This window comes from Nocardia sp. NPDC049220 (assembly GCF_040647855.1).
Lineage (GTDB): Bacteria > Actinomycetota > Actinomycetes > Mycobacteriales > Mycobacteriaceae > Nocardia.
The window spans coordinates 346,955-361,195 of sequence record NZ_JBEZDA010000001.1 but is presented as its reverse complement, the minus strand read 5'-3'; the positions used below and the strand labels follow the sequence as shown (position 1 = coordinate 361,195).

General features: G+C 69.0%; 12 protein-coding genes. 6 read left to right on the top strand and 6 right to left on the bottom strand.

Going from position 1 to position 14,241, the window contains the following annotated elements; genetic code table 11:
- Positions 1-21: 21 nt before the first annotated feature.
- Positions 22-2,457 (bottom strand): DUF87 domain-containing protein, encoded by a 2,436-nt coding sequence (locus tag AB0C34_RS01515; RefSeq protein WP_357066306.1) that lies wholly within the window; start codon positions 2,455-2,457, stop codon positions 22-24.
- Complete coding sequence (locus tag AB0C34_RS01510) at positions 2,438-2,920, bottom strand: PrgI family protein (protein ID WP_357066303.1); 483 nt, start codon at positions 2,918-2,920, stop codon at positions 2,438-2,440. The genes AB0C34_RS01515 and AB0C34_RS01510 overlap by 20 nt, the downstream gene beginning before the upstream one ends.
- A gap of 2 nt (positions 2,921-2,922) precedes the next feature.
- Between AB0C34_RS01510 and AB0C34_RS01505 the strand changes: the two genes are divergently transcribed.
- On the top strand, positions 2,923-3,174 hold the full coding sequence (locus AB0C34_RS01505) for a DUF5372 family protein (protein ID WP_357066300.1): 252 nt from the start codon (positions 2,923-2,925) through the stop codon (positions 3,172-3,174).
- Between the two features lie 148 nt (positions 3,175-3,322).
- Positions 3,323-5,377, top strand: coding sequence for a recombinase family protein (locus AB0C34_RS01500; protein WP_357066297.1), 2,055 nt, complete (start codon positions 3,323-3,325; stop codon positions 5,375-5,377).
- A gap of 29 nt (positions 5,378-5,406) precedes the next feature.
- On the opposite strand, the gene AB0C34_RS01495 is transcribed toward AB0C34_RS01500, so the two are convergent.
- From AB0C34_RS01495 to AB0C34_RS01485, 3 genes are all read right to left on the bottom strand, one after another.
- The gene (locus AB0C34_RS01495; RefSeq protein WP_357066295.1) at positions 5,407-7,293 is read right to left on the bottom strand and encodes a hypothetical protein; all 1,887 of its coding nucleotides are present in this window, start codon (positions 7,291-7,293) and stop codon (positions 5,407-5,409) included.
- A 2-nt stretch (positions 7,294-7,295) separates the two neighbouring features.
- A complete protein-coding gene (locus AB0C34_RS01490) occupies positions 7,296-7,700 on the bottom strand; it encodes a pilin (protein ID WP_357066292.1) in 405 nt (134 codons plus the stop codon).
- A 63-nt stretch (positions 7,701-7,763) separates the two neighbouring features.
- Positions 7,764-8,735, bottom strand: coding sequence for a hypothetical protein (locus AB0C34_RS01485; protein WP_357066289.1), 972 nt, complete (start codon positions 8,733-8,735; stop codon positions 7,764-7,766).
- Positions 8,736-9,213: 478 nt separating this feature from the next.
- Here AB0C34_RS01485 and AB0C34_RS01480 point away from each other — a divergent pair, with 478 nt between their 5' ends.
- From AB0C34_RS01480 to AB0C34_RS01465, 4 genes are all read left to right on the top strand, one after another.
- Positions 9,214-9,900, top strand: a complete 687-nt coding sequence (locus AB0C34_RS01480) for a hypothetical protein (RefSeq protein WP_357066286.1) — start codon at positions 9,214-9,216, stop codon at positions 9,898-9,900.
- 89 nt (positions 9,901-9,989) lie between these two features.
- Complete coding sequence (locus tag AB0C34_RS01475) at positions 9,990-10,994, top strand: DNA methyltransferase (protein ID WP_357066284.1); 1,005 nt, start codon at positions 9,990-9,992, stop codon at positions 10,992-10,994.
- The gene (locus AB0C34_RS01470; RefSeq protein ID WP_357066281.1) at positions 10,991-12,580 is read left to right on the top strand and encodes a DUF87 domain-containing protein; all 1,590 of its coding nucleotides are present in this window, start codon (positions 10,991-10,993) and stop codon (positions 12,578-12,580) included. Before AB0C34_RS01475 ends, AB0C34_RS01470 begins: the two co-directional genes overlap by 4 nt.
- Positions 12,484-13,278: a PfkB family carbohydrate kinase gene (locus AB0C34_RS01465; RefSeq protein WP_357066278.1), complete on the top strand. Its 795-nt coding sequence runs from the start codon at positions 12,484-12,486 to the stop codon at positions 13,276-13,278. Before AB0C34_RS01470 ends, AB0C34_RS01465 begins: the two co-directional genes overlap by 97 nt.
- Here AB0C34_RS01465 and AB0C34_RS01460 read toward each other — a convergent pair.
- On the bottom strand, positions 13,262-13,939 hold the full coding sequence (locus AB0C34_RS01460; RefSeq protein WP_357066275.1) for a nucleoside/nucleotide kinase family protein: 678 nt from the start codon (positions 13,937-13,939) through the stop codon (positions 13,262-13,264). The genes AB0C34_RS01465 and AB0C34_RS01460 overlap by 17 nt on opposite strands.
- Positions 13,940-14,241 lie beyond the last annotated feature (302 nt).

The window sequence follows — 14,241 nt, the reverse complement described above, 5'->3', positions numbered from 1 at the left end:
AACTCCGGGATAGGGTTCCCATCACAGCACCTCGACCGTGACGGAGTTCTCGTCGGGATTCTCGACAGAAGCGAGGAACTCCGGAGAAGTGGTGATCAGAGCGTGTTCACCGAGTGAGGCAAGGGATCCGAACACGGCCCTGTCGGTACCCCCGACGGCGAGCAGGCCGCTGCCGCGAGCAGCCGACAGCAGGAAGTGTTGTTCTCCGTCGGAGAGGTGGAATGCGGCGGCGACTTCGTCGATGGCTTGGGGGGCCTGACGTAGGAGGATCTGTGTTGCGGCGTTGGACACGATCGCGCGCCCCAGCTGCGTGGAGAGCACATCGGCGCAGTCCTGGGTGGCGACGGTGAGTCCGGCCCAGTGTTTGCGGAAACTCTTCGCGGCCCGGAACAGGAATTCTGCTGCGGCGGGTTGGCGCATGAGCAGCCAGGCTTCGTCCACGGTGACCAGCCGCGGCCTGCGGTTCGCTGGGTTCGACACCCGCCGCCATGTGGCATCCAGCACCAGCAGGGTGCCGATCGTCTTCAGCTCCTCGGGTAGTTCTCGCAGCGAGAAGACCACCAGCCCGCCGTCGGGGTCGGTGGTGGTAGGCCCGTCCAGCAGCTCGGAATAGGCTCCGCGGCCGACGAAGGGATGCAATCCGGCGGCCAGCTCCCCGGCGGCGGGTGTGGCGAGCCGGGTCAGTTGGTCACGCAATCCACTCAAGACCGGAGCGGGCCGAGTCCAGGTGGCGGGGTCGTCGGTGATCCCGGCGGCGGTGTAGGTGACTGATAGGGCGGTGTCGAGTGCTGCTCGCTGTACGGGTGTCGGTTCGCCGAGTAGGATCTGGATGAGGTTGTGCAGGAACAGTTTCCGTCGTGTCAGGGCATCGGATGGGGCGCTGCGGCGCCCGTCGGGGCGGGTGTGGATTTCCAGGTCGAACGGGTTGAGTCGCTCGCCCGGGGCGCCGAGGCGGATGTGGGTGCCGCCGACTGCTTCGGCCAAACGGCGGTATTCGTCTTCGGGATCGATGACCACCTGCTCGATGCCGCGATACAGCGAGCGCAAGATCTCGGTCTTGACCAGATAGGACTTCCCGGCGCCACTGCGGCCGAGGACCACCATGTTGTGGTTGTGTGCCTCGGGGGCGAACCGGTCCACGAACAGCAGCCCCGAGGCGGCGTCGCGGCCGTAGAGCACACCGTGGGGGCGGGCGGCCTGGACCGGGTCGGCGACCGGGAGTTGCGGGGAATCGAAGGGGAAGGCCGCCGCGAGTGCGGTGGTGTCGAAGGTGCGCCGCACCCGGATCAGGTCCAGTCCGAGGGGCAGGGTGGTGGCCCAACCCTGGGCGGCGCGGTAAGAGAGGGTGCAGGTGTCCACGAGCAGGCTCGCGGCCAGCGCCCGCACCGCGGCGACCTCATCGGCCAGCTCCGCTTCAGTGTCAGCGTGAACGCTCAGATACACCCCGACCCGGAACAGGCGCGCCTCCGCCCGCGCCACCCGCGCCGACAGCTCGGCGGCGTCTTCGACCGCGACATCTATGTGCGGGTCGCTGAGGCGGCCCCGCCCGGCGTCATGCATCCGAGAGGACTCCAACCGTGCCAGTTGGCGGCGTAGCCGGGTGGCGGCGGTCACCGGGTCGACGGGGTCGATGTGCACGGCGACCTCGACCCGCCCGGGATGCGACAGCAGTGGTGCGAGCCAGCCCGCCGTCACTTCCCGCGGATGTCCGGTGACCGCGAGGGTCGCCGCCCAGTCGCCACCGATTTCGAGGTGGCGGGTTCCGATCGTCAGCGAATCCGGCCCGAACCCCGCCCGGCCCACTGGTGCGAACGGGTCCAGGGCGACAGGGTCGAGGCCGGTGTCGGTCTCGGCGAATCCGGCGGCGGTGATGATGGCGTCGCGGCCCGCGACGTCGGCGGCGGCCGAGACGAGACCCTCAGGGTTGCAGCAGCTGGTCAGGACAGCGGTAGCCTGCACGTCATCGAGGGCGGTGACCGCCACCCCCAACGGAGCGAGTACGTCGGCAGCCTCGTTCACGCGACGCAGCAGCCGCGACTCGGCACCACGACGCGCGGCAGCCGACGGACCGCGCCGAGCCCGGCCACGTCCGGGCAGCCTCATACCCGGCGAGGTCGCGGCGACGGGATTGTCGAGGGGTTCTCGCCACACCAGCAGCACCTGGCGGCGGGTCAGGTTCTCCCCTGCTGCCAGTTCGGCGAGATGCGTGGCGTGATCTTGGGCGGCGGCGGCCAGGTCCGGGGACATGTCCTGGGCGGCGGTGTGCAGGCTGATGAGGTGTGCGGTGAGGTCCAGGCGGGCTGAGCGCAGCAGGATCTGGACGGGCTGGCGCAGGGTGTGCAGCCAGCCCGCGAGTTGCCCGACGAGGCTGTCTTGTTCGGCCGGGGTGCGTAAGGCGAGGTTGAGGGTGCCCGCGACCGCGACGACGGCCAGCCCGTCAGCCCCGAGGTCGATCACCCCGACACCGCCGCCGCTGCTGGCGACCGAGTCCGGCAACCGTAACCCCCCGGGCGATAACGCCGCCGGAACTGGCGGGCGTGGCCGGGCTCGTGCGGCCCGGTCGGTGATCCACCTCGGCGCCGCCGCGATCACGCCCCCCCTCGGAGGCGGTCACCAGATGACGCGAACGCCACCGATGTCGGATCGCGGCCCACAGCAGCAGGTCGGCCGAGAGCCCGTCACGGCGGGTCAGGATCGCGACGGTGACCACGGCCGCGATCGGTGCGGCGGCAGCCAGGAACACCAGCGGCGCGATTACCGCCCTCGTCGCTATCCACACCGAGTACAGCAGCAGTGCGGTGGTGGCGAGGATGGCGAGCTGGCGGGCGGTGAACGGCCCGATCAACCGGTCACTGCGCTCGACATCGGCGGGGATACGAACGGTTAACGGCCCTTGGGTCCGGGTGTCGTGGTAGCTCATTGGTGGTCACCCATCCTTTTCATCCGTTGTGTGGCGGGGAACTATCGGTGCTGTTCGAGCGCCGCACGCGGCGGGGGTTGTGGTTCGTGTGCGAGGTCGAGGGCCGAGCGCGGGTGACGCTGCGGCAGGATTGGACCGATCGCGGTGTGCCGCAAGGTGATCGGCCGGTCGCGACAGATGGCTTGACGGCTCTACGTGCGGTGATCGATGCGGTGTTGGGTCGCTGTTCGGACTCCACGCAGGTGGGTGAATGATGATCTTGAAGACGTGTGGTCGGGACAGCGTCGGTCGGGCAGGGTCGGGAATGAGGCGTGGTGGCCGCGGCGTGGTGCGGCGAGGCAGTGATGGCCGTGGCGAACATGTTGGAGTCGTTGGTGCGCAGTCGATCTGGTGGTGGTCGCGGTGAACGGCGCGTCGAAGATCAGCACGGCACATCGGTCCCGCAGCGCGGTGGTGTATGTGCGGCAGTCCACGGCGATGCAGGTCTGCGAGCACGCCGAGTCGACCGCGAGGCAGTACGGGCTGTCCGACGTCGCGATCGCGCTCGGCTGGACCGCCGAGCAGGTCATCGTCGTCGACGCCGATCTCGGGGTGTCGGGCCTGTTCGGGTCCGACCGCGACGGGTTCCGGGAGCTGATCTCGCGGGTGTGTTTGGGCGAGGTCGGCGCGATCTTCGGGCTGGAGGTATCGCGGCTGGCGCGGTCGTCGGCGGAGTTCGCGCGGCTGCTGGAGTTGGCGCGGTTGACCGACACACTGCTCATCGATGGCGACGGGGTCTACGACCTGGGCGACGTCAACGACCGATTGTTGCTGGGGCTCAAGGGATCGATGTCGGAGGCCGAGCTCCACCTGCTCGCCGGACGGTTGCACGGCGCGAAGCTGGCAGCCGCACATCGGGGTGAGTTGCGGGCCCAGCTCGCGGTCGGGTTCGTCTACGACCTCGACGGCATGGTGGTCATCGATCCCGACGAGCAGGTCCGTACCGCGGTGGAGGACCTGTTCGCCGAGTTCGCGCGCACCGGCTCGGCTTACGGTGTGGTCAAGGCGTTCGCCGAGACCGGGCGATTGTTCCCGCAACGCGCCTACGGCGGCGCGTGGGCAGGCCGGTTGAAGTGGGGCAAGCTGGGCCACTACCGGGTGCTGCAGGCGTTGAAGAACCCCGCCTACGCCGGCGCCTATTCCTACGGCCGCAGCTACGACAAACGCCGGGTGCAGCCCGATGGCACGGTGCGTTCGGCACGGCGCAAGCGTGCCCGCGAGGACTGGACCGTGCTGATCCGCGATCATCACGAGGGCTACATCAGCTGGCAGCAGTTCCTGGACAACGAGGCCAAACTCGCCGCCAACCACACCAGCGCCGGCGCCCGCCCGCCGCGTGAGGGCACCGCGCTGTGCCAGGGAATCATCTACTGTGGTGGTTGCGGCGGGTGGATGGGAACCCGATACGGCAAGCGTCACTACGTGTTCTACATCTGCGGCAGTGACCGCGATCAGGCACAGTCGCCACACTGCCGCTCGGTTGCCGTGTCCACGGTCGACGAGGTGGTGGGCAGGTTGCTGCTCGACGCGGTCACGCCCGGACAGATCGCTTCGGCGTTGGCAGTGGCCGACGAGGTCACCGAGCGGCACGTGCGATCCCACCGGGCCGCCGAGCTCGCCGTGGAGCGCGCCCGCTACGACGCCAAACGCGCCGAACGCGCCTTCTCGCAGGTGGAGCCGGAAAACCGTTTGGTCGCTAGAAGTTTGGAAGCACGCTGGGAAACCAAACTGGCCGCGCTGAGCGAGGCGGAAGCGGCGCTGGAGACCGCGCGGGCGGCCAAGCCGCCCCTGCCGCCCCGCTCGACACTCGAGGCGTTGGCGGCTGATCTGCCAGGTTTGTGGCATGACCCGGACGTGAGCCCCCGCGACCGAAAACGGTTGCTGCGCACGCTGATCGCCGACGTCACCATGCTGCCCACCACCCACACCGGGCAGGTCCGGATCGGCATACGCTGGCACACCGGCGCGACCGACGAGATCACCACCAACCGCAAAGGCGCCGGTCGCACCCCGACCACCGCACTGGAGATCATCCGCCGCCACGGCGCGAGGATGACCAGTTCCCAGCTCGCCGACCAGCTCAACGCCGCCGGGCTCGTCACCGGCAAAGGACGCGCTTTCGACACCGCCGCTGTCGCTCGAATCCGCGACACCTACAACATCCCCGCGCCCCGCACAGTCGCCGTCGCCGACGACGAACTCAGCGTGCCGCAAGCCGCTCGACGACTGGGAGTTTCGGCCAAAGCGATCTACTACTGGATCCGCCACGACCTCGTCCCCGCCCGCCGCAGCGAACACGCCCGCAGATGGTGCATCCCCTGGGACGAAAACACCCAAGCCATCTACCGCCGCCGAGCCGTCAACCCGGCCGGGCGCGGCAAACGAACAACCCCAACAATCGGAAGAGGAGCAGTATGAAACGCCCGTCGGTATACGCGCGGTTGTGGTCATCGAAGTTTTCCTCCTCGGGGAGCGCGGGACCTGCGGCGGCGGACGGGGAGATCCGGGAGCGGCAGATGCAGCTGCCGTCCCGGCGACTGTGGCGGGGGTGGGGGCGGTTGTGGTGGGGTGCTGGGACGTGGGGCGGGCGGGACACGGGTGACCGGGATCGGCAGCGGGTACTGGCCACTGCGCAACGGCCGGATCCGGTCGTAGGGGTCCGCCGGTGCGGGCGTCTCGAAATCGAACGCGAGTTGTTGGGGTCGGCGGCCTCGCGGCGCGGTAGGGCGCGCTGGTGGTCGTGGGGGTTCGGCCGCTGCGGTGGGCCGGACCCTGCTCACCGGGATCGGCAGCGGGTACTGGCCGCCGCGTCCGGGACGGATCCCCCGGTAGGGGTCCGGCGGATCGAAGTCGAACGCGAGTTGCCTCCCGCGCGAGGCGCGGCCCGGTGTGGCCTTCGGTGTCGCGGTAGCGGATTGTCCGGCCGCGAGGGAAGGTTGCCGCCGGACTCGGCGCACACCTTCCAGCGGCAGCATCAGTTGCCCGTCGCGGGTGGCGCGCACCCGCGCGTACGGGTCGCGCGGCCCGGCCGCGATGGTGCGTCGCCCGCGCTGCCGGAGCTGAGCGGGTGTGACCGCACCGCTACCGCCGCGCCCGCGCCCGGTGTTGGCGCCTTTGAGCAGGCCGAAGGTTTTGTAGACGACGTAGCTGCGGGCGATCGAGCCGATGAGGGTGCGGCCGTGGCCGATCCGCAGCACCGATAGCAGCCAGAACGGGGTTTTGATCAGCACGCCCATCAATGCGAGGGCGACGATCAGATCGACGATCCCGTTCGCGGTAGGGCCGAAGAAGTTCCATCCGCCCGGGGTCAGGAACACCCGCAGCACCGTCACCAAAGTCAGCGACTGCACCACCTGGATGGCCAGGCACGCGGCGAACGATCGCCACCACCAGCGTGCCACCGCTTCGAGGCCGGGTAGGGCGTGACACATCAACGCCAGCGGTGCGGAGACCGCCAGGATGACGGTGACCGCGACGCGTACCACGTAGGCGATCAGCAGCACGACCAGCATCACCACCAGTGCGAGCAGCAGCAGGATCGTGAAGGTCCCGGGCGCGGTGCCGCCGGTCGCCGCGAGCTGGGTCAGCGCGGCAGCGGCGGAGTCGGAGTCGGCACCGTTACCCGAGAGCGCTTGTGCGAGGGCGTTGGCGAACCCGATCGCCGTGGTCGCGATCACCATGCTCATCGCCCCGGCGATGAACCCGACCACCAGCCGTGCCGTCAGCTCCCGCCACGACCACCGCGTCTGCAGGGTCTCACGCACCATCAACAGCACCCCGGCCGCGGTCACCACCAGCCCATACAGCGCGAGCACCACCTGCCACGACTGCGTCCACAACGCACCGACCTGCGGCAGATCGCCCGGTTCGGGGGTGGTGAGCAGGGTCTGCGACACCAACCCGAGCAGCGGGTCGAGCGCGGAGTCGACCACACGCTCGAAGAACCCGTCGATCGCCTTCGCGACGCAGCCGGAGATGTTGCTCACCCCGCACTCGCCAGCCCCCGGACCCGACCCCGGCGAGCCCGCCGGCGGCGGGACAGTCGAGTCGGGAACGCCCGGGGTGGGCGAGGCTGGGCTGGTGGTGGGTGGCGGCGTGATCCAGCGCGACGGAGGCAGCGGCGAGGTCGGAGCCGGTGTCGTGGTGGTGGGTGCGGGTGTCGCCGGAGCCGAGGGCACCGGCACGGGCGGCGTCGGTGGTGGTTGCGCGGCGGCACTCATCACACCGGTGAGGGTGATCAGCACCGCCGCCACCGTGGCCGCAGCGGCTCGCAGGGTGCGCTGTGCCCGCCGCCGCGAAGCAAGGGTGGGCCGGGCGAGACTCGGGGCGCTCATCGTCAGGCCCCGACGATCGATTGGAGGACCGCGACGATCAGCGGTGCCAGCATCGCCAGCGCGTACCCCAAGCACGCCGCACGGAAGGCGCTTTTGGCCTTCTCCATCTCGGCCGGATCACCCGCCCCGATCACATAGCGGGCGCCCGCGACGGTCAGGCACACCGTCGCCAGGGCGGCGAGGATGCCGATCAGCCAGTTGCGCAGGTTGGTGAGCACCTGATCCAGCGACGACGCGATCGCCAGCACCTGCCCCGGTGGTGTGGCCGCCGCCGAACCGGCCGCCATCACCAGGATGACCGCCACCGCGCAGGCCGCCACGGGGATCGTCCACCATCGCCGCACACTGCCGCGCCGCACCCGGCCCGCGAGTGCTGCGACTGTGTCGGAAAGTCGGGTCACGCGCATGAGGGCACCTCCTGGTCGCCGATGCTCGGATGCACGGGAGCGGACAGGTTCTGCCCGCCCTCGCTACGGCCGGATTCCGCAGCCCGCCCCCTGCGCGAGGCCCGCCCGCGGACTCGGTGCCTCGACCGCCCGGCGGGGTCGGCGGCAGCGGGGCGGTCCTGACGGGGCGGCGCGTTGAGCGCGTGGGCTTCGATGGGGCTGGTGTCTCCCGCGTCCAGGGCGCGCTCGGCCAGCCAGGCCACGAGTCGGGCTTCGGCGCGTCGGCGTTGTTTGTGCAGCTTCCAGTGCGAGTGCCCGCGTTCGTCGGCGAGTGAGGCCAGCGAGCGGCGCTCCCACCGCGACACCACGATCAACTCCGTCGCCTCGACGGTGATCACCCCGGCGGCGACGGCCTGCGCGAGCACTGTCTCGGGGGTGGCCGGGCTCGGCCACCATCACCCGGCCGCTCTCACCGATCGGATCGAGATCTAGGTCGAGGTCGAAGTCAGGGGCGAGGTCGGTGAACGACACGGTTTTGGTGTCCTGCTGCCCGGCGGCCCTGATCGCGGCGCGGTAGACCGCCCACCGCAGCCGGTGCCACAGCACCGGCCGATCCAGCTCGACACACCCCAGGTGCGTGAGGAACCCCGTCAGTACCTCGGACTCGACATCGTGGCGATACCAGCTGCCCGGCGCGGCGAACAAACCGGCCATTCCCGAAAGCATCGGCTCCGCAAGGCTCGCGCACACCAGCGTCGCCTCGCCACCGTGTACGCGGGACCGCTCGATCAGCCACACCCAGATCGCGTCGACCGCAGCGATCGGCAGCGCGGGATCGCGCAGCAGCGCGCGTAACCCGTCCCACGACTCGACCCGGCGTCCCGACGCTCCCGCGACCGGTTCCAGTTCCAGCTCCAGCTCCAGTTCCGGCACCGGTCGCGGGTCGGTGGGCAATTCCTGCGCGGCGATCCGGTCGAACGCCGCCCACGCCACTTGCAAAGGCGAGCGCACTACCCCGATCTGCCGTGAAGAATTCACGTACTTCGATTTCGTCACCATCAACTCCCTGCTCGGTGGAAAAGCCGAAAGATTCCGACCCGACAAGGACACAGGAGACCCACACCCAAAACACACCCAAACCACTCCCAAAACACATCCGCGGCACACCCAAAACGCACCCGCAACACACCCACCTGGATGCGTAACCAACCGGCACACCATCGGAACCGGCCGGTCACACGCCCGGATACAGCCCTACTACCAGGTCCGGTGTATCGGCGGGTGTGTTTCGGGTGCGTTTTTGGTGTGACCCGAAACAGGCTGCGGCAACTATTCAGAAACCAGCGAAAAAATATTCAAAACGATCGGATGCCCCGGGTGCTCCGCGCTTCCCGATAGGTGACCCTGGCGGCCGATTCCGGTACCGCGAAAAACTCGTTCGAAGAAATACTGATTGCGCGTGTCCAAAAATGGCGTTTTCGGCGGAAGTAGATAAGTAGAGACCTTTTTCTCCCACTGTCAGGAGCGCCCCCGTATGACCGCGAAATCCCGCCAGCATCCATCCCGGTCCACCACCGGCCACACCCGCACCTCGGGCGCGGTGGTGGTCCCGTCGACCCTGTGGGCCACCGGGAGCGACCCGCTCGATCCCGCCGACCGATGGCCCACCCCGATCCTGTCTCGCGCGGTGCGCGAGTTCTGCGCGCCCGGCGACCGAGTGGGGTTGATCGGCTGGCCCACCCCCACCACTCGCGGCGGTCTGCGCGTGGCCGAGCCGGACACAGCAGCGGCGCTGGAAACGGTGCAGGCCCTGGGCCGCCACCCCAACCTCGACCCCGGTGCGGATGAGGCGGTGGATCTGATCATGGTGAGCCTGTTGGCCGATCACCGAGATCCCGTGGCCGCCGCCGACCACATTGCCGGGATCGCGGTGGAGCGGATGGCGATGGGCGCGCTGCTGGTCGTGCTCGGTCGCTGCCGCCACGGCGACGACGGGGTGCTGATCGATCCGGCCGGTGCGGTGGTGGCCGCCGCCCAAGCCGCCGATCTGCTCTACCTCCAGCACATCATCGCCGTCCCCATCACCGGCCACACCATCACCGCCACCGCAGCGACCGACACGCCCACCCACGGTCACCCCCGTGGACGGCACACCGTCGCGCACACCGATGTGTTCGCGTTCCTCAACCCCCGACGAGCCGAGTCCACCCCGCAGGACTGACTCCTCCGGCCCGGCCCGTACCCCGCCGTCGCTGTCGGGATACGCCGGGCCACCGGCCACCGACCGATCGATCTCGTGAAGGAATCTCGATGACTTTCGACACCACCATCACCGACTCCAGCACCGACGAAGGGACCAGTCCCGCCGCTGCGCCGGTGTCGGTGTGGGCGACCGCCCAAACCCCGCCCGCGATGCAACGACGGGGCCGGTATCACCCCGACAGCGTCCAGCATCCCGCGAAGATGTTCCCGGCGATCGTGCAACACGCCGTCGCGACCTACACCCGTCCCGGTGACCTCGTGCTGGACCCGATGTGCGGGATCGGCACCACACTCGTCGAAGCCCTCCACACCGGTCGCCGCGCCGTAGGGGTCGAGTACGAGACACGGTGGGCCGAGCTTGCGCGCGCCAACATCGGGCTCGCCCGTGAGGCCGGTATCGATCTCGATGCCGCCGTCTACACCGGCGATGCCCGCAAACTCCCCACCCTGCTACCGCAGGAGTTGCGGGGGCGGGTGGATCTGGTCATCACCTCCCCGCCCTACGGCGACTCCGTCCACGGCCATGTCCAGGTGCGCGCCGGACAGGGCGTGCACAAATCCAACCACCGCTACGGCGCGACCCTGGATCGCGGCAACCTCGCCAACGTCGGCCTCGGCCGACTGCTGTCCGGGTTCACCCGCATCCTGACCGGTGCCGCCGAATACCTCGCCCCGGGCGGGCACGTCGTGATCACCGCCCGGCCCTGGCGGCAGCACGCGGAGTTGGTGAATTTGCCCGCGCACCTAATCACCTGCGGCACCCTCGCCGGACTCGTCCCCGTCGAACGCTGCGTCGCACTACTGGGGCGACTGTCCGAGGGAGACCTCGTCGCGCGCAGCAGTTTCTTCCAACGCGACTTCATCGTCAAACAGCGCGCCGCCGGGCTACCCATGCACCTCATCGCGCACGAGGACGTCGTCATCCTCCGCAAACCGCAAACCTGCTCGGCAACAAGGGAATCCCGGGGTTCGCGTGCGGAACTCCAGTATGGCTCAGCCCCGTTCTGGGGCACGGGTGCGACCGCTGGCGAGTCTGGGGCGGTGGCCGCGTGAGCGCCCCCGCAGGTTCTGAGCACGGGTGGCTGGGCCGGTTCATTCTCACACCTGGTGCGGCACTGAGTGATCTCGTCGAGACGATCGAGCACGCCGTCTTGTCCCCGGCCGCGATCGTGGTCGTGCTGGGGGTGGCCGGAGTGCTCGCCGCGGCGCGAGCACTCGTGTGGGTGCGGCGCCGCCGGCTGGGCGCCCGTGCTCGACAGATCACCGTGCTCACTCCGCCCGAGGTCGACGCGAAAGGTGCACTCGCGTTCTGGTCGCACCTGATCGGGCAACTACGCCCGGCGTGGGTGCGGCTGCTGTTGGGGCAGCCGCATCTGGGGTTCGAGTACACCGTGACTGTCGAGGACGGGGCCGCGATCCGACTCTGGGTCCCCGGCGCCATCCCACCCGGATTGATCGAACGCGCGGTCGCCTCCGCGTGGCCCGGCGCGCACACCGACACCAGCAACACCACCCGACCACCGCTCCCGGACCCCACGGACGGCACCCGGCGGATCATGGCGGGCGGTGAGTTGCGGCTGGGCCGCCGCGAAGGGTTACCACTGCGCACCGACTACAGCGGTGATCTCGTGCGGGACCTGATCACCGCCGCCGACGACCTCGCCCCCGGCCAAACGGCGTGCGTGCAGATCCTCGCCCGCCCGGTCACCGGCCGCCGCGTCGCCCACGCCACTCGCACCGCCGGGGCAAGTACTGGGTTCGTGGTCGCGCTGGCGCGCGATGTGTTGAACCTGATCACCCCAGGACCCGTAGCCCGGCCTGCACGCACCAGCGGTGCGGCGACGGATAAGCGATCCGGGGACCGACAGATCGCGATGGAGTACACGGCCGCCGCGCGCGCGGCGGCGGTGAAAGCGCGCGGCCCGCACTGGGAGACCGTTGTCCGTTACGCGGTCTCGGTCCCGGTCTCGGTCCCGGACGATCCGGACCGGGCTGCGGTCTCGCAAGCGCGGTCGGTAGCGCGCGGACGGGCGGACGCTGTGGCGACGGTGTTCGGGGCCTGCACCGACCACAACTACTACCGACGGCGTCGCCGCATCCGACTCGCCCGGCTGCTGGGCGAGCGGCGGCTCGGGCGCGGGGACGTGTTGTCGGTGCCGGAGTTGGCCTCGATCGCGCACCTGCCCACCGACGACGGGCTACCCGGCCTGCAACGCGCCGGAGCCCGCGCCCTGTCCCCGGCACCGCAGATCCCTGTCGCCGGACCGCACACTAAGCCTCTCGGTGTCTCCGATACCGGCGGTCGCCGCCCGGTCGCGGTCAAGGTCTCTGATGCCCGTCATCACCTGCACATCCTCGGCCCCACCGGCGTCGGAAAGTCGACGCTGCTGGCGCGGTTGATCCTCGATGATGCCGAGGCCGGGCGCGGAGTCATCGTGGTCGACCCGAAAGGCGACCTCGTCACCGACATCCTGTCCCGGCTGCCGTCGCGTTTCGCCGAGCGGGTGGTGCTCTTCGATGCCGACTCCACCGCGCCGCCGCCGTGTGTGAACCCCCTGGACATCGGGCGGACCGGGCGGGCGGCGCTGCCAACGCTGCGGTCGCCTGTGCGATCGTTTCTGGTCGGCCTACGACACTGATCACCGCGCTCGGACGCAATCAGCTCGCTGATCTCGTGCGCCACGACCTGGCCAGCCACTACGTCAGTGTGGTCGACGCGACACCGGAGCAGACCGCCAAGCCACCGGTGTCGTCGATCGTAGTCGCGCTCGAGGCGGGGTCACGCACAATCGTCGGCCTCGACGCGGTGCGGATTCAGGCGGCGTATACCACTGAGCTTGCTCGTCAGGTCGAACAGGCCTCGATCGTGCTGGTGGATGGCCACCATCCCGAGTTGGCGATGGGCATTGCTCGCCGTGCCACCGAGATTGGAGTGCCGGTCGTCCTCGACGCTGGGCGCTGGAAGCCGATCCACGATGAGCTCCTGCCACTGACCGATGTCGCGATCTGCTCGTCAGCATTCGCGCCGCCTGGCTTCAAGGGAGACGGGCGGGCGCTCGTCGACTACCTTCGTTCGGCCGGTCCGAAGCAAGCGGCCGTGACTCGGGGGCCTGACCCGATCCTGTTCGCCGAGCAAGGTCGGCACGGCACCGTCGATGTCACACCTGTCACCGATGCTGCTGACACCCTCGGCGCCGGCGATATCCTGCACGGTGCGTTCTGCGCGTACTACGTCGAGGGCCAGGACTTTGTCGACGCGCTCACTCGCGCGTCCGAGGTATCGACACTGTCGTGCAAGACGTTCGGAACCCGGACCTGGGCTACCGGCCTTTCCTGACAACGACGTAGTTCCCGCTGACCTCGCGCACCACATAGTCGGCGTGGTCCTGCGTACCCGCGACCACGCGGGCATTCGGCATGTCGCTGTCGGCGATCTTGACTCGCGTCTGCTCGATCGTCTGGCCGCCGCGCAAGTGACGATCGGTCAATCGCCGCTCGATTACCTGATCCTCGGCGTCGAGATACCACACTTCATCAAGTTGGGCGCGAACCTCGGACCAGCACGGCTGGTCAAGTAACAAGTAGTTGCCCTCCACTACCGCCAGTCGTTGCGCAGTGAAAGTGATGGCGTCGGGCACCGGGTCATGCACGTCACGGTCGTAGATCGGCCAGGGAACATGTTGCCCGAGCGGGGCTTCGCGCAGCCGTTTCAGTCGCTCGACGAACCCGGTGACGTCGAAGGTGTCAGGTTGTCCCTTGCGGTGACGGGCGCCCATGGCGTCAAGCTCCGCGGAGGTCTTGTGGAATCCGTCCATCGGCGCTATCTCCGCGGGTAGGGCATGGTCCGTGCGGATCGCCGCAGCCAGATTCAGCGACAGTGTCGATTTTCCGGCCGCCGGTGGCCCGGCAATCCCCAGCACATACCGACGGCCTGGGGGGACACGTGTAGCCACCCATGCTGCGAGGTCGGCCACTGAGACAACGTTGCCTGCGCGCACGCTGGATTCCTTTGCACGTGAATCGAACTGGTGCGCACCACGCTACCCAACGGGATGTCTCTAGAAACTTGTGGTCGTGAAGCTTGATAACACCGGGGTGTTCCGACGTCAAGAAGCTTCCGCCGCCAGCTCCTGATCTCGCCGGACAGCCAGCGGTGGAACTGGGCTCGTCCTGGGGCCGAGCCTATGAGTTGCGGGTCGATTGTTGCGGCGACCTTGTCGTATTCGCGGCTGAACGCACCGTGTGTTTGCCGTTGACAGTTCCCGCAGCACGGTTTTGAGGCGAGAAACCATCGCCGCTC

Bases quoted from the DNA above. Each gene is read 5' to 3' on its own strand.
- AB0C34_RS01510 (WP_357066303.1), bottom strand. From the start codon at position 2,920: ATGAGCTACCACGACACCCGGACCCAAGGGCCGTTAACCGTTCGTATC.
- AB0C34_RS01495 (WP_357066295.1), bottom strand. From the start codon at position 7,293: ATGAGCGCCCCGAGTCTCGCCCGGCCCACCCTTGCTTCGCGGCGGCGG.
- AB0C34_RS01490 (WP_357066292.1), bottom strand. From the start codon at position 7,700: ATGCGCGTGACCCGACTTTCCGACACAGTCGCAGCACTCGCGGGCCGG.
- AB0C34_RS01480 (WP_357066286.1), top strand. From the start codon at position 9,214: ATGACCGCGAAATCCCGCCAGCATCCATCCCGGTCCACCACCGGCCAC.
- AB0C34_RS01475 (WP_357066284.1), top strand. From the start codon at position 9,990: ATGACTTTCGACACCACCATCACCGACTCCAGCACCGACGAAGGGACC.